At 69.9% G+C, this 19,250-nt stretch carries 17 protein-coding genes and 1 pseudogene; 11 read left to right on the top strand and 7 right to left on the bottom strand.

The window, feature by feature from the left end:
- The first annotated feature begins 22 nt into the window (after positions 1-22).
- Genes FMQ63_RS27635 through FMQ63_RS27625 form a run of 3 tightly spaced genes read left to right on the top strand, consistent with a single transcriptional unit; the run spans position 23 to position 1,714 of the window.
- Positions 23-1,078, top strand: a complete 1,056-nt coding sequence (locus FMQ63_RS27635) for a DUF72 domain-containing protein (protein WP_011554673.1) — start codon at positions 23-25, stop codon at positions 1,076-1,078.
- Between the two features lie 53 nt (positions 1,079-1,131).
- Positions 1,132-1,383, top strand: coding sequence for a hypothetical protein (locus tag FMQ63_RS27630; protein WP_020477897.1), 252 nt, complete (start codon positions 1,132-1,134; stop codon positions 1,381-1,383).
- A complete protein-coding gene (locus tag FMQ63_RS27625) occupies positions 1,346-1,714 on the top strand; it encodes a Smr/MutS family protein (RefSeq protein WP_011554672.1) in 369 nt (122 codons plus the stop codon). The genes FMQ63_RS27630 and FMQ63_RS27625 overlap by 38 nt, the downstream gene beginning before the upstream one ends.
- On the opposite strand, the gene FMQ63_RS27620 is transcribed toward FMQ63_RS27625, so the two are convergent.
- The 4 genes from FMQ63_RS27620 to FMQ63_RS27605 all read right to left on the bottom strand — a co-directional run bounded on the left by FMQ63_RS27620 (position 1,696) and on the right by FMQ63_RS27605 (position 7,613).
- Positions 1,696-4,458 (bottom strand): SNF2-related protein, encoded by a 2,763-nt coding sequence (locus FMQ63_RS27620; RefSeq protein ID WP_020477896.1) that lies wholly within the window; start codon positions 4,456-4,458, stop codon positions 1,696-1,698. The genes FMQ63_RS27625 and FMQ63_RS27620 overlap by 19 nt on opposite strands.
- A 200-nt stretch (positions 4,459-4,658) precedes the next feature.
- Positions 4,659-5,996 (bottom strand): DUF58 domain-containing protein, encoded by a 1,338-nt coding sequence (locus FMQ63_RS27615; protein WP_011554670.1) that lies wholly within the window; start codon positions 5,994-5,996, stop codon positions 4,659-4,661.
- A complete protein-coding gene (locus FMQ63_RS27610) occupies positions 5,993-6,928 on the bottom strand; it encodes a MoxR family ATPase (protein WP_011554669.1) in 936 nt (311 codons plus the stop codon). Before FMQ63_RS27610 ends, FMQ63_RS27615 begins: the two co-directional genes overlap by 4 nt.
- 67 nt (positions 6,929-6,995) lie before the next feature.
- The gene (locus FMQ63_RS27605) at positions 6,996-7,613 is read right to left on the bottom strand and encodes a hypothetical protein (RefSeq protein ID WP_100248072.1); all 618 of its coding nucleotides are present in this window, start codon (positions 7,611-7,613) and stop codon (positions 6,996-6,998) included.
- Between the two features lie 375 nt (positions 7,614-7,988).
- Between FMQ63_RS27605 and FMQ63_RS27600 the strand changes: the two genes are divergently transcribed.
- A complete protein-coding gene (locus tag FMQ63_RS27600) occupies positions 7,989-10,157 on the top strand; it encodes a peptidylprolyl isomerase (RefSeq protein WP_020477895.1) in 2,169 nt (722 codons plus the stop codon).
- Positions 10,158-10,166: 9 nt separating this feature from the next.
- On the opposite strand, the gene FMQ63_RS27595 is transcribed toward FMQ63_RS27600, so the two are convergent.
- On the bottom strand, positions 10,167-11,282 hold the full coding sequence (locus FMQ63_RS27595; RefSeq protein WP_011554666.1) for an HD domain-containing phosphohydrolase: 1,116 nt from the start codon (positions 11,280-11,282) through the stop codon (positions 10,167-10,169).
- A 237-nt stretch (positions 11,283-11,519) separates the two neighbouring features.
- Between FMQ63_RS27595 and FMQ63_RS27590 the strand changes: the two genes are divergently transcribed.
- The 4 genes from FMQ63_RS27590 (at position 11,520) to FMQ63_RS27575 (ending at position 15,660) form a co-directional block, all read left to right on the top strand.
- Positions 11,520-12,521, top strand: a complete 1,002-nt coding sequence (locus FMQ63_RS27590) for a dihydrodipicolinate reductase (RefSeq protein WP_043612339.1) — start codon at positions 11,520-11,522, stop codon at positions 12,519-12,521.
- 14 nt (positions 12,522-12,535) lie between these two features.
- Complete coding sequence (locus FMQ63_RS27585) at positions 12,536-12,985, top strand: MaoC family dehydratase N-terminal domain-containing protein (protein ID WP_002636736.1); 450 nt, start codon at positions 12,536-12,538, stop codon at positions 12,983-12,985.
- The gene (locus FMQ63_RS27580; protein WP_026113990.1) at positions 12,985-13,647 is read left to right on the top strand and encodes a MaoC family dehydratase; all 663 of its coding nucleotides are present in this window, start codon (positions 12,985-12,987) and stop codon (positions 13,645-13,647) included. The genes FMQ63_RS27585 and FMQ63_RS27580 overlap by 1 nt, the downstream gene beginning before the upstream one ends.
- A gap of 168 nt (positions 13,648-13,815) precedes the next feature.
- Positions 13,816-15,660: an acyl-CoA dehydrogenase gene (locus tag FMQ63_RS27575; protein WP_011554663.1), complete on the top strand. Its 1,845-nt coding sequence runs from the start codon at positions 13,816-13,818 to the stop codon at positions 15,658-15,660.
- 97 nt (positions 15,661-15,757) lie between these two features.
- On the opposite strand, the gene FMQ63_RS27570 is transcribed toward FMQ63_RS27575, so the two are convergent.
- Both FMQ63_RS27570 and FMQ63_RS27565 read right to left on the bottom strand, forming a co-directional pair.
- Positions 15,758-16,210 (bottom strand): biopolymer transporter ExbD, encoded by a 453-nt coding sequence (locus FMQ63_RS27570; RefSeq protein WP_011554662.1) that lies wholly within the window; start codon positions 16,208-16,210, stop codon positions 15,758-15,760.
- Positions 16,211-16,228: 18 nt separating this feature from the next.
- Positions 16,229-16,951, bottom strand: coding sequence for a MotA/TolQ/ExbB proton channel family protein (locus FMQ63_RS27565; RefSeq protein ID WP_011554661.1), 723 nt, complete (start codon positions 16,949-16,951; stop codon positions 16,229-16,231).
- Between the two features lie 43 nt (positions 16,952-16,994).
- On the opposite strand from FMQ63_RS27565, the gene FMQ63_RS27560 reads away from it, so the two are divergent.
- The 3 genes and pseudogenes from FMQ63_RS27560 to FMQ63_RS27550 form a co-directional block, all read left to right on the top strand.
- Entirely contained in the window at positions 16,995-17,831 is an 837-nt protein-coding gene (locus tag FMQ63_RS27560) for a DUF4292 domain-containing protein (RefSeq protein ID WP_011554660.1), read from the top strand.
- A 61-nt stretch (positions 17,832-17,892) separates the two neighbouring features.
- The gene (locus tag FMQ63_RS27555; RefSeq protein WP_011554659.1) at positions 17,893-18,648 is read left to right on the top strand and encodes a general secretion pathway protein GspE; all 756 of its coding nucleotides are present in this window, start codon (positions 17,893-17,895) and stop codon (positions 18,646-18,648) included.
- Between the two features lie 6 nt (positions 18,649-18,654).
- Positions 18,655-19,250, top strand: a pseudogene (locus FMQ63_RS27550) (hypothetical protein); the annotation flags it as partial.

Here is a 19,250-nt window from a genome sequence, read left to right as displayed (position 1 = left end):
GTATTGGCCCAGGAGACGCGCCATGCCTCAAGAGCGAGGACCCGCACAGCTCGACCTCTTCACCGGCGCCGCCGTGGAGCCGCCCGCCAAGGGCCGCAAGGGCGCGCAGCCCGTGGAGCCCGCGGCCGTGCCGGAGTCGCTGGCCACGCTGGGGCGGGAGCTGCCGCAGGGCGTGTTCCTCGGGACGTCCTCGTGGACGTTCCCGGGCTGGTCCGGCATCGTCTATGACCATGAGGCCTCCGCCTCGCAGCTCGCGCGGGAGGGCCTGGCCGCGTACGCGCACCACCCGGTGCTGCGCACGGTGGGCATCGACCGGACCTTCTACGGCCCCATCGCCTCCAGCGCCTTCGCCGAGTACGCCGCCCAGGTACCGGACACCTTCCGCTTCCTGGTGAAGGCCCATGAGGTCTGCACCCTGGCGCGCTTCCCGCTGCACGAGCGCTACGGCGCGCAGCGGGGACAAACCAACGAGCGCTTCCTCCATGCCGCCTACGCCACGGAGGCCGTCGTCATGCCCTTCGTGGAGGGGCTGGGGGAGAAGGCGGGGCCGCTCGTCTTCCAGTTCCCGCCGCAGGACCCGCAGGCGCTCGGCGGGCCCGCGCGCTTCGTGGAGCGGCTGCACGCCTTCTTCGCCGCGCTGCCGAAGGGGCCGCTGTACGCGGTGGAGCTGCGCAACGAGGAGCTGCTCACGGAGGGGCTGGCACAGGCGCTGGCGGACGTGGGCGTCAGTCCGGTGCTGGCGGTGTGGGCGCACATGCCGCCCGTGGGCCGGCAGGCGAAGCTCACTCGCGCCTTCGAATCCCGCGCGCTGGTGGTGCGGTGGATGCTCCCGCCGGACCTCGGCTACGAGGAGGCGCGCGCGCGTTACGCGCCGTTCAACAAGCTGGTGGACGAGGACGTCCCCACGCGCGATGTCCTGGCCCGGGTGTGCCTGGCGGCGCTGCGCCGGGACAAGCCCACCTTCATCACCATCAACAACAAGGCCGAGGGCAGCGCGCCACTGTCCGCTATCAAACTGGCCGAGCGCGTTGTCCTGGGCAGGCGGGAAGAGGCCGAGCGTCACGCCGCCACCCGTTGAGTGTCACTTGCCACTCAGCACGCGTCTTGCTTACCTGTTGGGCCATGACAGTCATGACGGTTGCGGCACTGGTGGTCCAGCTGATGTCCGCAGGGGGCGCAGGCGCCCAGGGCGAGCAAGCAGCCGGCCGCCAGCAAGGCGACCCGGGCAGCATCTCCACGAACCTCTCCGCGCTGAAGGGCGAAGTCTCATCGCTGTCCGAGCGCTTCAAGGCCGCCCGCGAGCGGCGCCGCTTGCAGGCGGAGAAGGAGAAGCAGGAGTGGGAGCGTGAGCCGAAGGCGCCTGCCGGTCCTCGACGCGAATGAGCCGCCGCTCCCGCCCGAAGGGCCGGAGCCGCCGCCTTCCGAGGATGAGGCTGTAGAAATTCCCATTGATGGGAACCTGGACCTGCACCTCTTCCACCCGCGCGACGTGAAGGACCTGGTGGTGGAGTACCTCTGGGCGTGCCGGCAGAAGTGCGTCCTGGACGTGCGCATCATCCACGGCAAGGGCACCGGCGCGCTGAGGCGCACGGTGCAGTCGCTGCTTCCCAGGCTGCCAGAGGTGGAGTCGTTCCGTTCCGCGGGCGAAGGGGACGGAGGCTGGGGCGCGACGTGGGTGCGCCTGCGCCCAGCGGACTACGACAGCCAGAAGTAGGCGGAGGCGATGAGGGCGCGCTTCTCCATCACCTTCGCCTTGTTGGCCAGCTCCGCCAACTGCCGGTCCTTGGAGGCGTACCGCTTCTCCTCCTCGTTGCGGAGCGAGGACAGCTTGCGGCGGTACTCGCGCTCCATCCGGTCGGAGTGCGCGCGGGCCTTGGCCTTGTCGGCGATGTCCTCGGCCAGCCCCACCTGCTTGCGCGCTTCAATCCACGTCTGCCGCGCGGCTTCCACGGCCTCACGCGACTCCATGAGGCAGTCCTCGACGTAGCGGTCCGCGCGCTCCTTGGCCTTGTCCAGCTCCTGGGCGTTGCGCCGCTCCGCGGCCCGGACGATTTCGTCCTTCGCCGCCATCAGCGCCTGCTCCTGCATCAGTTGCACGGACACCGGCGCGGGCTGACGCCGCCGCTCCGGCTTCGCCGCCAGCTTCACGAAGTGCGCGCTGTCCGCCATGGGCAGGGCGCGGAAGCCGTCCCTGTCACGCACGAGCACCAGGTGGGCCAGCTTCTCCTCGGGCTTGAGGCCGGTCGTCTCGAACTTGTACGCGAACCACCAGCCCTCGCTGCCCGCGAGCCGCGCCAGCCGTGACGGCAGTCCCGCCGCGTCCAGTTGCAGGTAGCTCACCGCGTCCTGGGTGCGCTCCTTGACGGCATAGGCGGCCTTGGCCACCTCCAGCCGCCCCGAGTTGCGGCTGCCCAGCACGGAGGCGGTGAGGGCACGCGCCTCCTGCTGGCGCTTGGCCAGGGCCTCCTTCGTCTGCTCGTTCTGTCCGCGCAGCCGGCGCCGCACGTCGCCGTCGAAGCGCTCCAGCACCACCGAGCGCATCTCCGTCATGCGCTGGCTGATGCGGCCTTCCAACTCCTCACGGAGCTTGTCGAAGGCGATGTTGATGTCCTCGGGCTTCCGGCAGGACTGGTAGATGTCCAGGATGCGCCGCTCGAAGTCGACGCCGCTCTCCAGCGCGCCCAGGATTTCGTCGGACGCGCCGAACACGCCGTCGAAGAGGTTCAGCTTCTTCTCCAGCAGTTCGAAGAGGCGGGCGTCCGCCGCGTTCATCCGGTTGAGGAAGTTGATGACCAGCACGTCCCGCTGCTGGCCGTACCGGTGGCAGCGGCCGATGCGCTGCTCCACGCGCTGCGGGTTCCAGGGCAGGTCGTAGTTCACCACCAGGTTGCAGAACTGGAGGTTGAGGCCCTCGGCGCCCGCCTCGGTGCAGATGAGGATCTGCGTGCGGTGGCGGAACTCCTCCACCAGCGCGCGCCGGTCCTCGGGCGTGCCCGCGTCTCCGGACAGCAGGGAGATCTTCCCCTGGTAGCCGCTCTCCGACAGGAGGTTGGAGAGGTACTGCTGCGTGCGCTTGGACTCGGTGAAGATGAGCGCCTTCTCCGGCCAGCCGTGCGACTTCATCACGGCGAAGGTCCGGTCCAGGCCGCGCTTGAGCGCCTCGCCCTTGGCGTTGACCTTGATGGAGTCCGCCAGGTCCGCGTACTGGCGCAGCTCCCAGACCTCCTGCTCCAGCGCGCGGACGTTGGGCGCCTTGGCGGGGTCGTCCGACCACTCCTCGCCCTCCTCGACGAACTGCTTGGCCTCCTCGGGCTCGAACATCGCCAGGGCCTGCTGGCCCAGCTTCGCCGCCTGGAGCCGCTTCTCCAGGTTGTCGGACAGCCGGCGCAGGGTGGGGGCGATGGCGTACGTGGAGGACGCCAGCAGCTTGCGGTAGCAGAGCGTCAGCAGCGTCTTCTTGCCGGGTTCAATCGCCGCGGCCTCGGAGCGCTGGAGGTACTCGCTGACCTTTTCGTAGAGGTCGTGCTCCTCCGGGGAGGGGGTGAAGTCCTCCACGATGGAGCGGCGGTTGGTGTAGCGGACGTATTCGCGCACCTGCCGGCGCAGGGTGCGCTGCACCACGGGGGCCAGCCGCTCCTTCAGCTCGATGGCGGCGGCCTCCGGCATTCCACCGGCCTCGTCCGCCCGGTAGCGGCTGCGGAAGGCGTGCTCGGGGCCGAGGATCTGCTCGTCCAGCAGCGACATCAGCCCGAACAGCTCCATCAAGTCATTCTGGAGCGGGGTGGCGGTGAGCAGCAGCTTGGGCTTGCCGGCCAGGGACGCCTTCAGCGCCTGGCCCATCTTGTTGTTGGGGCGGTGGGCGTTGCGCAGGCGGTGGGCCTCGTCGATGACCACCAGGTCCCAGGGAATCTCCGCCGTCAGGTGCGCCTTGTTGGCCGCGAAGGGGTGCGAGCAGATGACGGGGAAGGGCTGGTCGAAGCAGTTCCCGGTGGCGCGCACGGTGCGGCCGTCCACCAGGACGCTGTCCAGGTCGAACTTCTCCCGCAATTCGCTGTTCCACTGCGCGCGCAGCGTGGCGGGCGCCAGGATGAGGATGCGCGACTTCCCCTCGGCCATGAGCTGGGCGATGACGAGCCCCGCCTCAATGGTCTTCCCCAGGCCGACCTCGTCGCCCAGCATGCAGCCGCCGCGCGACAGCGAGTCGAGCGCGAACATGGCGCCTTCGACCTGGTGCGGGTTGAGGTCCACCTTCGCTTCTGACAGCGCTCCCGCCAGCCGTTGCTGCGTGTCACCGCTGCGCGCCAGCAGTTCCTCTGCCAGCAGCCGCTCATGGAAGGGCGTCAACGCCGTGGGGGCCGCCGCCGACTCGGACTCCATCCGTGCCGCCACCGCCGCCGCCGCGTCCGCCTCAACCTCCACCCTGAATCCCCTCGCGACCTCCGCCAAGACCTTCTCCATCCGTGGTGTTTTCGAGGTCGCCCACCGTCACGGCGGGCGAGGACCGGCCATTTTGTTGACGCGCGCCTATCTGTAAAGGGGGTCGTGTCCGAGGCCGAAAAATCGGCCTCCGCGCGATTGGCATGCTTCTTTGCGAGCGGCGTCGATACACGTTGACTGCACACTGCGTACAAAACTTTCGCTGGACTTGACGCAGAGGCCTAGAGCAGTCCGCGCGCCTTCACGTCCAGGTAGGCGTTGAGCGTGGCCGCGCCGAAGCCGCGCGCGGGGGCTCGGATGACCAGCGCGCCCGCGTCCCGCAGGGTGGTGGCCGTCCGCCGGTACTCCGTTTCCAGCCGTGCCGCGGCCTGGCGCGCGTAGGCATCCTGCGTCTGCGCGGGCACACCGTGGGCGGCCGCCTGGACGTCCTCGTCCAGCAGTGAGGCGACGACGGGCAGGTGCCGGGGGCGCAGCGCCAGCGTGCGAGTGAGGAGGCTGGCGGAGGCGTCCGGGTCCACCAGGTCCGTGAACAGCACCACCAGGGCGCGCCGCGTCTGGCGTGCAAAGGCGAAGTCGAAGGCGCGGCCGTAGTCGCTCTCCTCGAGCGCGGCCTCGGTGCGGTAGAGCGATTCGGTGATGAGCCGCAGGTGCTCGCGGCCCTTGCGTGGCGGCAGGTAGGCCCGCACGCCGCTGGCGAACGCCAGCACGCCGACCACGTCCCCGGCCTCCAGGCCCACGCGCGCCAGCCGCAGCGCCGCGTCCACCGCATGGTCCAGCTTGCGCCGCTCCTGGATGCGGCCCGCCATGTGCCGGCCGCAGTCGAGCAGCAGGAGCACCGGCTGGTGCTGCTCCGGCTGCCACGTGCGCACCAGGGTGTGGGCGTGGCGCGCGGACGCCTTCCAGTCGATGTGGCGGTAGTCGTCGCCGGGGCGGTACTCGCGCAGCGACTCGAACTCCCGGCCCTCCGAGGCGCGCCGCCGCTGTGTGCGCGCGGAAGGGGCGTCCGAGGCGTGGGCCAGCGCCAGTGCTTCGCGGGTGAGCGCGGTGAGGTCCGGGTACACCTTGACGTCCATCGTCGCGGGGACGCGGACCTGTCGCGCGCACAGGCCCAGGGGGCCTCGCAGCCGCAGGTGCACGTCCCCGAAGCGGGCGTCACCCCGCGAAGGCGGCGTGACGAAGTAGGTGAGCTCCTGGGGCGTGGACCGTGCCGCGGGCAGGGTGAGGGATTGCCGGTGCCCGCTGCTGGCCATGTCCTCGGGCGGCTCGTCGCGGACCTCCACGTGCAGCGGCGCGGTGCCGGTGTCCTGGCGCTCCAGCGCCACGTGCACGGCGTTGCGCGTGCCGGAGGAGAGGACGGGCTCCACGCGCCGCCAGACGCGGACGCTCTGGGCGCGCGGGGCCCGGAGGAAGTCCACGGCGCAGAGGGCCAGCACGGCTACGTCCGTCGCCAGCGCGAGCCAGCCGAACGCGGGGCTGGCCACCGCGAGCGCCGCCGGGAGGAGCCCCGCCGCCAGCAGGGCCACGGCGAGGCCGGTGGGGACGGGGCGCCCGGCGCTCACCGGGGCACTCGGACCCGTTCGAGCGTCTGCTTCAGCACGTCATCCGCGGTGATGCCTTCCACCTCGGCCTCGGCCTTGAGGAGCAGCCGGTGGTTGAGGACGCTGAAGGTGACGGCCTTGACGTCATCCGGGGTGACGAAGTCCGTGCCCATCAGCGCGGCGCGAGCCTTGGAGGCCGCGAGCAGCGCCTGGGCCGAGCGGGGGCTGGCACCCAGGCGCACGCGCGGGTTGGTGCGCGTCTCCCGGACGATGGCCACCACGTACTGGATGATGGAGTCGTCACACGACACGCGGGCGGCGCGCGACTGCAACTCCAGCAGCGTGGGCGCATCCAGCACCTGGCGGGTGGTGGCCGGCTTGCCTTCGCGCTGGTGAAAGGCGCGGAGCATCGTCGTCTCCGCCGAGGCCTCCGGGTAGCCCACGCGCACGCGCATGAGGAAGCGGTCCAACTGGGCCTCCGGCAGTGGGTAGGTGCCCTCCAACTCCAGGGGGTTCTGCGTGGCCACCACGAAGAAGTGGGGCGGCAGTGCGTGGGACACGCCGTCGATGGTGACCTGCCGCTCCTCCATGGCCTCCAGGAGCGCGGCCTGCGTCTTGGGCGGGGTGCGGTTGATTTCGTCCGCGACCACCACCTCCGTGAAGATGGGGCCCTTCACGAGGCGGAAGGCGTGGTCCTGGGGCTGGAAGACGTTGGTTCCCAGGATGTCCGCCGGCATCAGGTCCGGAGTGAACTGGATGCGCGTGAAGAGCAGCCCCAGCGCGCCGGCCATGCTGCGCGCGGTGAGCGTCTTGGCCACACCGGGCACGCCCTCCAGCAGTACGTGGCCGCGCGCGAGGAAGGCCGTCACCAGGTCCTCCAGCACGCGCTGCTGTCCGAAGACGGCCGCGTCGAGCGCGGCGGTGAGACGGGAGAGGGGAGAGGCGTCGGACATGGTGGCCGGTGACGCTAGCCCGCTGCCGCGGAGGGCGGCAGCGCTTTTTCATTCGAGGCGCGGAGGCTCAGTGCGAGGACTGGCCCTTGAGCCCCAGCAGCGTGCCGCCCATTGTGGCGACCGCGCCCAGGATGGCCACGTAGACGCCGAAGCTGGGCGACGAGTTCATCATCTCCGAGTTGCCGATGGGCGTGGGCACCATCGTCGTGTCGGACGACACCTTGATGAACACGACGCACCAGATGAGGCACACGATGCTGACGATGAGCTGGCCCATCCACGGCACCACCGGGTTCACGTTCGGGAACGAGCCCTTGACGCGCACCGTGACGGCCGTGAGCAGGAGGATGGACATGATGAAGGCGCCGGAGCCCAGGCTCATCAGGCCGAGCACGTCCCCATCCACCGCCGTCTCCTTCCACGGCATGAAGCAGGACATCAGCACCACCGCCGCGCCCCAGAACGCGACCTTGTCGCCACCCTGGAGCTGAGCGAACAGCTCCTTCGCGTCACGGATGAGCTCATCCGGGTCGGTGACGGCGGTGCCCCGGTCGTGCGAGTCCGAGCGGTCCCACGGGTCCACCGAGGCCGCGGGCTCGGGAGCGGGCGCCTTGCGAGGCGCGGGCCGAGGCGCCGCTGCACGCGCCGCACGTTGCTGCGGCGCACTGCGGGCGACGTCCTCCATGCTCCGGATGTTGGTGGAGTCCGAGTCGGGCGGCGGCGCGGCGGCGGGCCGACTTCCGGACTTGCCTGCGGCCGGACGTGGGCGCCGCGGGGGAGGAGGCTTTGCGGCTCGGCGGGGGTCCTCCGCCGCGTCCGTGGACTCCTCAGACTCTTCGGCCGGCGGTTCCCCCGAGAGGAACGAGCCATCGATGATGTAATCGCAGACGGAACAGATGGACGTGTTGGCGGCTACCTTCGAGCCGCAGCCAGGGCAGTTCAGGACCAACGCTCCCGCGGAGAGAATCCACGTGTCATCTTCGGAGCGCCGGCCTTGCGTGTCAAACCCCTCGCGGCCTAACCCCTGGATTTTCGCGGGGAATTGACCTAGGCCCGCGCCATGCGCCGCTCGCACTCCGTCCGTGCCCTGTCGACATGTGTCGTCGCTTTCTCGCTGCTGTCCGGATGCGTCCGTTCCGTGCCGCCGGTGAAGCCGCCTCCCGTGGACGCGCAGACGCTCGAGCGCATCCAGGCGTGGGAGGACGCGCGCTCGCTGGGAAATGGGGCCCTGGTGTCGCTGGCCGCCAGTGCACCGGATGCCCGGGTGCGTGCTCGGGCCCTGCGGGCGCTGGCGCGAATCCAGGACCCGGCCACCCTGGAGACCGTCATCGCGGGGCTGAAGGATGAGGACGCGGCGGTACGTGGCGAGGCGGCCTTCGCCGCGGGCGTGCTCGCCCTGTCCTGGGAGCCCCTGGTGGATGCCGAGCTCGCGGCGTTGGAGAAGGCGCTGGTGGACGCCGGGCGGACGGAACGCGACGCGGACGTGCGGCGGGCGGTGGTGGAGGCCGTGGGCCGGCTCGGCACATCCGGGGCCGTGGCGTGGCTGTCCGAGCGGATGCGGGAAGTGGATGGGGCGGAGGCGGCCCAGGCCACACAGGCGTTGGGCGTCCTCGCGCGCACCCGCGGCGCGGCGGTGGTTGCCCAGGTGCCCCTGGCGCCAGCGGAGGCGCTGCTCGCGGCCGAGCGGCCGGTGGAGGCGCGTCAGGCAGGGGCTCATTTCCTGGCCACCGTGAAGCGGCCCGAGGCCTTGCTCGCGTTGCGCCGCTGCCTGGGTGATGCGGACGCGGACGTGCGGGCCTCGTGCGCGAAGGGCTTCGGTGACGTGGGTGGTCCCGAGGATGCCGTGGTCCTCGGGCGGCTCTTGGAGGACTCGGTTCCGCGTGTGGCGGCGGAGGCGGCGCGCTCGCTGGCGAAGCTGGCGGCGGCTTGCAGTGGACCGTGCACCGCGGTGGATGCGCTGGAGGCCTTGGCGGCGCGAGCCAGGCGCGTGGCCCGGGGCATGGCGCCTCCGGCGGCGGCGGGGGCGTCGGCGCCGGAGGGCGCGAAGGCGCCGGTGGAGACGTTGGCGCGGTCGTCGGAAGGACACGCGCTGCTGGCGCTGGCGCAGCAGGGTCTGCCCGCCTTCGGCCGTCCCGTCCTGGAGTCGCTGCGGCTCGCGCTGGTGGACGCGGAGCGGGGCGCGGCCTCGGACGTGGCGCGTGCGGACCTGGCCTGGCTGGACTGCCGGCTGGCGGCGGCGATGGACCGGCAGGAGGGCGCGCCGAAGGAAGTCCTGGGGTGCGGGTACGGACGCGTGCCCGAGGCGCGCCGGTTGGCGCTGGGGCTGCGCGAGGTGGCTCAGACGAAGGGGCAGGGTGGGGCGGGCTTCGCGGTGAAGTACCTGCGTCACCCCGAGGCGCGTGTGCGCCTGACGGCGCTGGAAGCCGTGTCCGCGCGGCCCGTGCCCGAGGCGGCGGCGCCGGTGCGTGAGCTCATCGAAGGCGAGGATGAAGTGGTGGCGGGCGCGGCGGCGGCGACCGCGGGTGTGCTCAAAGACGCGGCCGCGCTACCTGCCGTGGAGGCGCTGGCGGCACGTGTGCCGCGGACGCCGGGAGACCTGGCCGAGCCGGTGGCGGGCGCGTTGGTGGCGCTGCAGGGCACGGCCGCCGAACCCCGCCTGCGTGAATGGCTGATGCATCCGCACGCCAACGTGCGGCGCGTGGCGGCGCAGGCCCTCACGCAGTTGACGGGGCAGCGGGTGCGCTCGGCGCGCGTGGAGCTGCCCGCGAACACCTTCCGGCCCGTGGCCGCCCCGGCGCGCGCGGGGCTCGTGCTGCGCACCGACAAGGGGGACATCACCGTGCGGCTGGACGTGGACGAGGCGCCCCTCACGTCGGGCAACCTCCACGCGCTGGCGCGCAAGGGCTATTTCAACGGCGTCACCTTCCACCGCGTGGTGCCGGACTTCGTCGCGCAGGGCGGAGACCCGCGCGGGGACGGTGAGGGCGGGCCGGGGTACTCCATTCGCTGCGAGATGACGCGTCGGCCCTACGGCCGAGGCACCCTGGGCATGGCCCTGGCCGGGAAGGACACCGGTGGCAGCCAGTTCTTCTTCACCCACGCCCCGCAGCCGCACCTGGACGGCCGCTACACGGCCTTTGGCGAGGTGGTGTCCGGCATGGACGTGGTTGACGCCCTCCTGGAAGGGGACGTCATCCGCGAAGCGCGCGCGGTGGAGCTGGCGCCCTGAAGCGTCGATTCAGGCGCCGCTGGCACGGGCCAGGGGCGCGGGAGGACCGAGCGGGTCGCTGTTCCAGCGCTCGTTCTCCGCCGCTTCCAAGGCCTCGACTTCCTGGCGGATGCGCTGCCACTCCGTCTCCGGAATGTTGAGGAAGGCCTCCGCCAGCGCCGGGTCGAACTGGGTGCCCGCGCAGCGGCGGATTTCATCCCGCGCCACGCTCATGGGCCGGCCCTTGCGGTAGGGGCGGTCGGACGTGATCGCATCCACCGTGTCCACGAGGCAGAAGATGCGCGCGCCCAGGACGATGTCCTCGCCCGCCAGGTTCTGCGGGTAGCCCTTGCCGTCCCACCGCTCCTGGTGCTGGAGCACGATGAGCGCCGCTTCGTGCAGGTAGGGCATCTTCGCCAGCATCCGGTAGCCGAACTCCGGGTGCTTGCGCATCTCCACCCATTCCTCCGGCGTGAGCGGACCGGGCTTGAGCAGGATGGAGTCGCGCACGCCAATCTTCCCGATGTCGTGCAGCAGCGCGCCTTGCTCCACCACGTCCAGCGCTGCGCCCGTCATCCCCACCTCCTGGGCCAGCCGGCGGGAGTAGAGCGACACGCGGCGCGAGTGCCACTGCGTCTCCGTATCGCGGTAGTCCAGGGCGCTGATGAGCCCGTCGAGCAGCCCCGCGGTGCGCTCCACCACCCGCCGCTCCAGGTCGCGGTTGATGGCCACCAGCTCCGCGTTCTTCTCCGCGACCTCGCGCGACAGCCGCTCGTTGGCGTCCACCAGGCGGTAGTGCGCGAAGGCCTGCCGGACGCTGTTCGTCAGGTCGCTGAGTGACCAGGGCTTGCCCAGCAGCCGGAAGACCTCGCCGCGGTTGACCGCTTCGGAGGCGGTGCGGAAGTCCGCCGCCGCCGTCAGCATCAGCCGCACCGCCTTGGGGTTCTTCTCCCGAAGGGCGCTGAGCAGTTCGATGCCGTTGAGGTACGGCATCATGAAGTCCGTCAGCACGACCTGGAAGCCGACCTCCCGGGCGGCCACCGCCGGGTCGCTGTGGGTGACGACGTCGTACCCCTCCGCCTGGAGGATGCGTGACAGGGCGGCCAGGATGAGGACGTCGTCGTCCACGACGAGGATGCGATCCATGCCCGAGGTGCCTCCAGGACAGCGTGCTTGTACAGCTTTATACACGCCGCTACGCGCCCCCAAAAGACCCCCCAGGCAGGTGATGGGCTTCTAAGCCATGGAAATCCTTGGGGGTTCTTCCATTCGGGAAGAGAGCCGGAACCACGTCACGCTTGCCTGGCCGCCAAGGTGTGATTTATGGTGCGCGGCAACGCTGGACTGTATCGCTAACCCCTTGGAATCGTGGAGCAATCTCCGATGGCAAAAGCCCCGGAAGGGCCCGTGCCGGTGGTGGTGATGGGGCTGGGGTTCATCGGTCAGGAAATTGCCCGGGCTGCGATGTCTTCACCTGAGGTGGAGCTCATCGGGGCCGTGGACGTGCAATCCGGCCTGGTGGGCCGCCCCTTGGGTGATGTCCTGGGAAGTCCCGCCCCTCGTGTGAAGGTCTCCGCGTCGCTGGCGCAGGCCGTGGGCAAGCGCAAGGGCGTGGTGGTGCTGCATGCCACCGGCTCGCGGCTGCCCAAGGTGTTCGACCAGGTGATGGAGGCGGTGAAGCTGGGACTGCCCGTGGCCAGCACCTGTGAGGAGCTGGCCTTCCCGTATCTGAAGTACCCGGAGCTGGCGGACGAACTGGACCAGGCGGCGCAGAAGGCGGGCGTCGCCGTGGTGGGGACCGGCGTCAATCCGGGCTTCGTGCTGGACCGTCTGGTGGCGGTTGCCGGACAGGTGTGCGGTCCGGTCCGTCGTGCCACCGTCACCCGCGTGGTGGATGCGCGGACCCGCCGCCCGTCCTTGCAGCGGATTGTGGGCGCGGGGCTGTCGGAGGAAGAGTTCTTCGAGCTGGTGGACAGTGAGCAACTGGGCCACGTCGGCCTTGTTGAGTCCGCGGCGCTCGCGGCCCTCGGCCTGGGGCTGGATTGCGACGACTTCGAAGAAGAAGTAGCCCCCGTGTTCGCCGAGGAGGACATCTCCGGCGGCGCGTTTCCCGTCAGGAAGGGGAGGGTGGCTGGCATGTTCCAGTCCGTGGTGGGGTTGGAGGACGGACAGGAGCGGGTGCGGCTGGAGCTGACCATCGCGATGGGGGCGGATGACCCCAAGGACCGTATCGAAATCGACGCTGACCCGAAGCTGGTGTTGGAAATCCCGGGGGGAGTGGCGGGCGACCGGGCCACCGCGAATGCGCTGGTGAATGCCGCGCCACGCTTGACGGCCGCCGAAGCTGGGCTCCTCACGGTGCTCGAGCTTCCGGCCGGACGCTAGAGTCAGGAGAGGAAATGCTGGACAAGAACGCGATCGGTCGCGCCTCGCCGCCGACGCTGAACGAGGTCGAAAAGGGCGCCATCCGTCGGTTCGCGGAGGCCATCGGGGATTACAACCCCATCTACTACGATGAGGAGTATGCCCGGGCGTCGGGGTATCCCACCATCATCGCGCCCCCCACGTTCCCCGCGTCCTTCCACTCGGCGGCGGACCTGCGGGAGCTGCTGGGCGTGGGCATCAAGAGCCTGCTCCACGCGGAGCAGGGCTTCGACTACGAGCGGCCCATCTTCGCGGGGGACCGCATCTACGTCTCCACGCGCGTCTCCGACGTCTTCGAGCGGCCGGGCATGTCCGGGAAGATGGACATCGCGGTCATCGAGGACGAAGGCCGTGACGAGGAAGGCAACCTCGTGTTCCGCGCCCGCCGGACGCTGGTGGTCCGCGCCGCCAAGGAGACCCCGTGATGCCCGCGCGCAAGTTGTACTTCGAAGCCATCCGCGTCGGGGACGAGCTGCCCGCGCTGGCCAAGGCGCCCGTCGACCGCGTCCAACTGTCGCGCTACGCCGGGGCGTCCGGAGACTTCAACCCGGTCCACGTGGACGAGCTCTACGCCAAGAGCGTGGGCATGCCGAGCGTCTACGCGCCCGGCATGCTCGTCATGGGCATGCTCGGCCAGCTCATCAGTGACTGGGCCCGGGGCGGGCAGATGCGGCGCTACAACGTGCGCTTCATCAAGATGGTGTGGCCGGGTGACACCGTCGTCTGCAAGGGCCGCGTGAGCGACCGGCACGGCTCCGGGGGCCGCTACTTCGTCGAAATCGACCTCTGGGCGGAGAACCAGAAGGGCGAACTGCTGATGAAGGGCTCCTCGCAGATCCAGCTCTTCTATTCGCTGGAGGACGAGAACCGGCAGCGCTCCGGCCAGTCCCCCATCGTGGTGGAGGTGCCTCGGGAGAGCCTGAGCAGCGCCGCCGCGCCCGCCTCCGCCACCAGCGCCGCTCCCAGCGAGGGGGGCGACGAGGCGGACGAGCGCCGCGAGGGCGTCACCTCCAAGAAGACGGTTCCCAGGGAAAAGCCGGCGGCCAAGACAGCCACGCTTCCCTCCGCCAAGAAGGCGAAGAAGTAGGCAGGCGCACCGCGTCTGGAGGGGCGGTTCTGACCGCCCCTCAACGCGAGGTGTCATTCGGGGTTGACTCAAAAATCAGTCGCCGCCACACTTCCTGCGTCTCAACGCGCCGCTGACCTCATCCTTTTTCACCGAGGGCGGGCAGCGAGCCGTCACGCAGGAGTGGCCATGTCCGCCGGGATCAACACCTACAAGACCGACCTTCGAGAGATCTTCTTCACGCTGTTCGAGCAGTTCGGCTTCGGCCAGGTGGCCGGCCAGGCGCCGTTCGATGCCTGGGGTCCGGACGAAGCGAAGGCGGTGCTGTCGGAGACGTATCGCTTCGCGCGCGAGGTGCTCGGGCCCCTCAACTCGGTGGGTGACCGGGAGGGATGCCGGGTGGAGAACGGCGCCGTCTTCACGCCGACGGGCTTCAAGGACGCGTGGAAGAAGCTCTACGAGCAGGGCTTCAAGACGGTGGGCGTGAGCCCGGAGCACGGCGGCCAGGGCTCGCCGATGATGCTCCAGGTGACGGTGGAGGAGCTGCTGTCGGGCGCCAACTCGGCGTTCAACATGTACCCCGGCCTGGCCTTCGGCGCGGCGGAAGTTGTCGCGGAGTGCGGCACGCCCGAGCAGCAGAAACAGTTCGTGGAGCGCATGCTCAACGGCACGTGGGGCGGCACCATGTGCCTCACCGAGCCGCACGCCGGCTCCGACGTGGGCGCGGCCAAGTCGACGGCCCGCCGCAACGGCGACGGCACCTACAACATCCGCGGGACGAAGATCTTCATCTCCGGCGGCGACCACGACATGGCGGAGAACATCATCCACCTCGTGCTCGCGCGCATTGACGGCGCCTCGCCGGGCACCAAGGGCCTGTCGCTGTTCATCGTCCCCAAGCTGCGCATCAACGCGGACGGCAGCTCGGGCCAGCCCAACGACGTGGGCGTGGGCTCCATCGAGCACAAGATGGGCATCAACGGCTCGGCCACCTGTGTCATCAACTTTGGTGAGAGCGACAACTGTGTCGGCGAGCTCGTGGGCACCGTCGAGCACGTCGGCATGAGCCAGATGTTCAAGATGATGAACGGCGCGCGCATCGCCGTGGGCATCCAGGGCATTGGCCTGGCGTCCGCCGCGTACTACAACGCGCTGGACTACGCGAAGGACCGCAAGCAGGGCTCCCACTTCACCAAGTGGAAGGACCCCACCGCGCCCCGCGCCGCCATCATCGAGCACCCGGACGTCCGCCGCATGCTGCTGGACATCAAGGCGCATGTGGAGGGCATCCGCTCGCTGATCATCAAGCTGGCCATGCACCTGGACAAGGCGCGCCAACTGGCCGGCAAGGATGACGACGCGGCCACCTACCACAAGGGCCAGGTGGAGCTGCTCACCCCGCTGGTGAAGGCCTACAGCTCCGAGCAGGCGTTCCGCCTGTGCGCGCAGGCCATCCAGATCTACGGCGGCGCCGGCTACATCCAGGACTACCCGGTGGAGCAGTACACCCGCGACTCGAAGATCTTCTCCATCTACGAGGGCACCACCCACATCCAGGCCATGGACCTGGTGGGCCGGAAGATGGGCCAGGCGGGCGGCATGCACTTCCAGCAGTTCATGGGCGACGTGGGCTCCTTCATCGAGGCCCACCGCGAGCACGCCGTCTACGGCGAGGCCGTGAAGTCCCTGGCCGCGGCGCAGGAGGCCCTGATGGCCAGCGCCATGGTGGTGTTCGGCTGGTCGCAGGACGGCAGCAAGTTCCCGCTGATTCCGCTGTCCGCCAACCGCTTCCTCGACATGATGTCCGAGGTCGCCGTGGGCTGGCTGCTGCTGGACGCGGCCGTCATCGCGGAGAAGGCGAAGGGCTCCGTCTCCGCGGACCACCCGGACCACGCCTTCTACGAGGGCAAGAAGTACAGCGCCCTCTGGTACGCGCGGAACGTGCTGCCCAACGTGGAGCAGGCGGCGAAGATGCTCACCATCGAGGACACCTCGCCCATGGACATCTCGGACGCCGCCTTCGCGTCCGTCTGAGCCCGCGCCCCGCTGAAAGGCGGGGCGCCTGAAGCATCAAGGCCACCCGGGCGCGCTGCCCTGGGTGGCCTTCGTGTTCCCAGCGGGGAGGTGTTGCCTATTCGCCTTCGCGCACGCCGATGGCGAGCTGGGCGAGCCCGGCCTTCTTGGCCAGCTCCATCACCTGCACCACGGTGCCGTGGGGCACGCCCTCGTCGGCCTGGACGATGACCACCGTCTCTTCGTCCTTCTGCCTGGCGTCATCGAAGGCCTGCTGCAGCTCGTCCTGGGAGACGACGTTGCCGGCCAGCATGAAGCGCCCGTCCGCGAGCACCGCCACCGACAGGTCCGTGGTGCGCGCGGTGACGTCCGCGGCGCCGCCCTTGGGCAGGTTCACCTTGAGGCCGGCCTTGGCGCCGCCGCCCGGTCCCTGCTGCACGATGACGGAGCTGGTCACCATGAAGATGATGAGCAGCACCAGGAAGATGTCGGTGAGCGGGGTGATGTTGATTTCAGCGAAGACGCCGTCCTCGGAGCCGTCGTCGCTGCCCGGAGTCTTTCCCATGCCCATGGTGCGTTCTCCTCCGGCCTAGGCGGGCTGTGCGTCCGTGCGCGTGGCGGGGGCGGCCTGCGGCTCGGGAGGCATGGGCTCGGACGGCGGCAGGCCGGCGGCCCGCTCCTTGAGCAGCTCGACGAACTCGTCGCCAATCAGGCGCAGCTCCACCAGCACGCGGGACAGGCGGGCCTGGAAGTAGTTGTAGAAGACCATCGCCTGCACGGCGACCAGGATGCCCACCGCGGTGGCGACCAGGGCCTCGGAGATGCCCGTCATCACCGCCGAGCTGCCGCCGGTGCCGCCCGCTTCCACGTCCAGGCCCAGGTCCTTGAAGGAGCGCATGATGCCGGCGACGGTGCCGAAGAGGCCCACGAAGGGCGTAATCGAGCCGATGGTGGCCAGGATCCACAGGTAGCGGCGCAGCTTGAGGGCCACCTGGGCGCGCTCGCGTTCCACCGCCGCCTCGATGCCAGCGCCCCCGGCGGTGCGGCTGCGCTCCATCCGGTCGAACCCGGCCAGGAAGATGTCGGCGGCCACCGCGTCGGAGCGCTCGGCGGCGGTGCGGGCCGCGGCGACGTCCCCGCGCAGCAGGTGTTTGTTCACTGTCTCACCCAAGGCGCGTGAACGCTCGCCCACGCCCCAGAGCACGATGATGCGCTCGACGGCGACAATCAACGCCGCGACCGAGGCGAAGATGAGCATGGCGAGGGTGACGCCACCCAGGCGGAGGTAATGGAGGATGTCGTTCAGGCTCATTGGTGGGTGACCGGGCAGGGCGGCTTGGCCCAGACTAGGCCATATGAACCGCGCAGCCGTCGCAATCTTCCTGGTAGTGCTCTGTTCTGGCTGTCCCAAGCGAATCGAGTTCGGCCCTGAGGGCGAGCTCACGGATGCGGACACCGTCTATCAGCGCGTCGTGAAGAACCAGGAGAACGTCGTCACGCTGGAGGGGGACGCGAAGCTGCGCGCCGAGCTGCCCGACCAGAGCGGCACGCTGAGCATGTTCATCGCCGTCACCCGGCCGGCCATGCTGCACCTGGAGACGTTCGACTTCTTCAACAGGCCGCTCGCCTCCCTGGTGTCCGACGGACAGCGCTTCGGGCTGTATCAGGCGGATACGAACACCTGGTACCAGGGCCCCGCCAGCCCCGCCAACGTGTCCCGCTTCCTGCCGGTCATGCTGCCGGGCGAGGAGCTGGTGCCCATCATGCTCGGGCAGGTGCCGCTCATCCCGCCGGAGCGGATGACGCTGGAGCTGGACCGCAAGAAGGGCGTCTACGTGCTGACGCTCCACCGGGGCCAGGCGACGCAGGTTCTCGACGTCCACACCAAGTACCTGCGCATCATGAAGAGTCAGGTGCGGGGCATCCCGGGGTACGACCTGGGCTTCGAGGACTTCCTGGAGCAGGGCGGGCTCATCTTCCCGGGCCGGGTGTCACTGGAGGCGAAGCAGGCGAAGACGAAGCTCCAGGTCCGCTACCAGCAGATCAAACTCAACGCGCGACCGGACCTCACACTCTACGAGTTGGTCCCCCCCGAGGGAGCCCGGGTGGTGGAGGTGGATGAGGCCGGCCGGGAGCTGCCCGCCGGGGCGCCCGCCTCCGGGTCGTCCGCGCCCCTGGCACCGGGTTCCTGACCAAGCAGGCGCGGAAGAAGGGGCGCACGCTGCCGAGACAGTCTAGAGTGCGCGCCACGACATGGCACAGATCAAGCTTGGTGAATTGCTGATCAAGGCGAACGTGCTTCAGGAGAGCCAGCTGAAGGCCGCGCTCGCCGAACAGGCGAAGTGGGGCGGCAAGCTGGGCGAAATCCTGGTCAGGATGAGCCTCGTCTCCGAGGACATCCTGGTGCGCGCCCTGTCCAAGCAACTGGGAATGCCGGCGGTGAACCTGGATGCGGTGCAGATGGTGCAGCCGCACGTGAAGGCGAAGATTCCGGCCCAGACGGCGCGGGACTTCTCCGTGCTGCCGCTGCAGGTGCGGGATGACGGCAAGTCGCTGGTGGTGGCGATGTCGGATCCGCTCAACGTGCGCATGCTGGACGAACTGCGCGCCATCACCAAGTGCCGCATCATCCCCAACGTGGCGGGCCGGACCTCCATTGCCCGGGCCTTCGCGCGCATCTACGAGCAGAACCACGAGTTGGAGGACGCGGACACCAACTTCAAGGTGGTGGACGCCCAGGGCCGCACGGTGGTGAAGAACCTCAAGGACCTGGACCCGGCGGCCGCGGCGACCTCGCCGCGCGGCGCTCCGGCCTCGGCCCGTCCCGCCCCTGCGTCCGAGGCTCCCGCCGCCCGTCCCGCGGCGGCCTCTGGCAGCCCGGCGGAGCTGCTTCGCAACGTGGAAGAAGTGCAGCGCAAGGAAGTCGCCGCCCTCAAGGCGATGGTGGAGTTGCTCATCGAGAAGGGCGTGTTCAGCCGCGAGGAGTATCTCGCGAAGGTCAAGCGGTAGTCCCCCATGCGCAAGAAGATTGGTGAGCTGCTCGTCGAGGCCGGCGTCGTGACGGAGGAGCAGGTCCGCGTGGCATTGGGACGTCGGGGCGCATTCGGCAGTCATCGCCTGGGTGAGGTGCTGGTGGCGCAGGGGCTGTGCACGCCCACGCACATCGCGCAGGCCCTGTCCGCCCAGCACGCGCTTCCCTTCGTGGCGCTGCCGGAGGAGATTCCGGCGAACGTCGCGGGTTTGGTGTCCGTGGACTTCCAGTCCGAGCACCGCATCCTGCCGTTCCGGATGGAAGTGGAAGGCCGCAGCGAGCGCATCCTCGTCGCGGTGGATGACCCGGCGGACGTGACGCTCGTGGACGAGCTGCGCTTCCAGCTCCGCAAGCAGATGCGCGTCTTCGTGGCGGCTTCGGACGACCTGGACGCCGCGCTGGCGCGGGCTCGGGGCGAGCCGCTGGACATCGTGGAAGCCGTGGCCCTGGAGGACGAGGACGGTGCTCCGCCTCCGCCCGTGGCCGCTGGCGCGCCGCTCGAATGGGATTTCCCGGAGGCTCCGAAGCCCGTGCCCAAGTCCGTACCGCCTTCTCCGCCCCCCGCTGCCCGTCCCCCCTC

The sequence above is a fragment of the Myxococcus sp. CA005 genome, from assembly GCF_006518205.1.
Lineage (GTDB): Bacteria > Myxococcota > Myxococcia > Myxococcales > Myxococcaceae > Myxococcus > Myxococcus xanthus.
Note: the sequence above shows the minus strand (reverse complement) of the source record. Positions and strands in the feature narration are given on the sequence as shown.

Excerpts from the sequence above, each read along its gene's own strand:
- FMQ63_RS27635 (WP_011554673.1), top strand. The coding sequence starts at position 23 with ATGCCTCAAGAGCGAGGACCCGCACAGCTCGACCTCTTCACCGGCGCC.
- FMQ63_RS27630 (WP_020477897.1), top strand. The coding sequence starts at position 1,132 with ATGACGGTTGCGGCACTGGTGGTCCAGCTGATGTCCGCAGGGGGCGCA.
- FMQ63_RS27620 (WP_020477896.1), bottom strand. The coding sequence starts at position 4,458 with ATGGAGAAGGTCTTGGCGGAGGTCGCGAGGGGATTCAGGGTGGAGGTT.
- FMQ63_RS27610 (WP_011554669.1), bottom strand. The coding sequence starts at position 6,928 with ATGTCCGACGCCTCTCCCCTCTCCCGTCTCACCGCCGCGCTCGACGCG.
- FMQ63_RS27605 (WP_100248072.1), bottom strand. The coding sequence starts at position 7,613 with ATGGAGGACGTCGCCCGCAGTGCGCCGCAGCAACGTGCGGCGCGTGCA.
- FMQ63_RS27600 (WP_020477895.1), top strand. The coding sequence starts at position 7,989 with ATGCGCCGCTCGCACTCCGTCCGTGCCCTGTCGACATGTGTCGTCGCT.
- FMQ63_RS27595 (WP_011554666.1), bottom strand. The coding sequence starts at position 11,282 with ATGGATCGCATCCTCGTCGTGGACGACGACGTCCTCATCCTGGCCGCC.
- FMQ63_RS27590 (WP_043612339.1), top strand. The coding sequence starts at position 11,520 with ATGGCAAAAGCCCCGGAAGGGCCCGTGCCGGTGGTGGTGATGGGGCTG.
- FMQ63_RS27585 (WP_002636736.1), top strand. The coding sequence starts at position 12,536 with ATGCTGGACAAGAACGCGATCGGTCGCGCCTCGCCGCCGACGCTGAAC.
- FMQ63_RS27580 (WP_026113990.1), top strand. The coding sequence starts at position 12,985 with ATGCCCGCGCGCAAGTTGTACTTCGAAGCCATCCGCGTCGGGGACGAG.
- FMQ63_RS27575 (WP_011554663.1), top strand. The coding sequence starts at position 13,816 with ATGTCCGCCGGGATCAACACCTACAAGACCGACCTTCGAGAGATCTTC.
- FMQ63_RS27570 (WP_011554662.1), bottom strand. The coding sequence starts at position 16,210 with ATGGGCATGGGAAAGACTCCGGGCAGCGACGACGGCTCCGAGGACGGC.
- FMQ63_RS27565 (WP_011554661.1), bottom strand. The coding sequence starts at position 16,951 with ATGAGCCTGAACGACATCCTCCATTACCTCCGCCTGGGTGGCGTCACC.
- FMQ63_RS27560 (WP_011554660.1), top strand. The coding sequence starts at position 16,995 with ATGAACCGCGCAGCCGTCGCAATCTTCCTGGTAGTGCTCTGTTCTGGC.
- FMQ63_RS27555 (WP_011554659.1), top strand. The coding sequence starts at position 17,893 with ATGGCACAGATCAAGCTTGGTGAATTGCTGATCAAGGCGAACGTGCTT.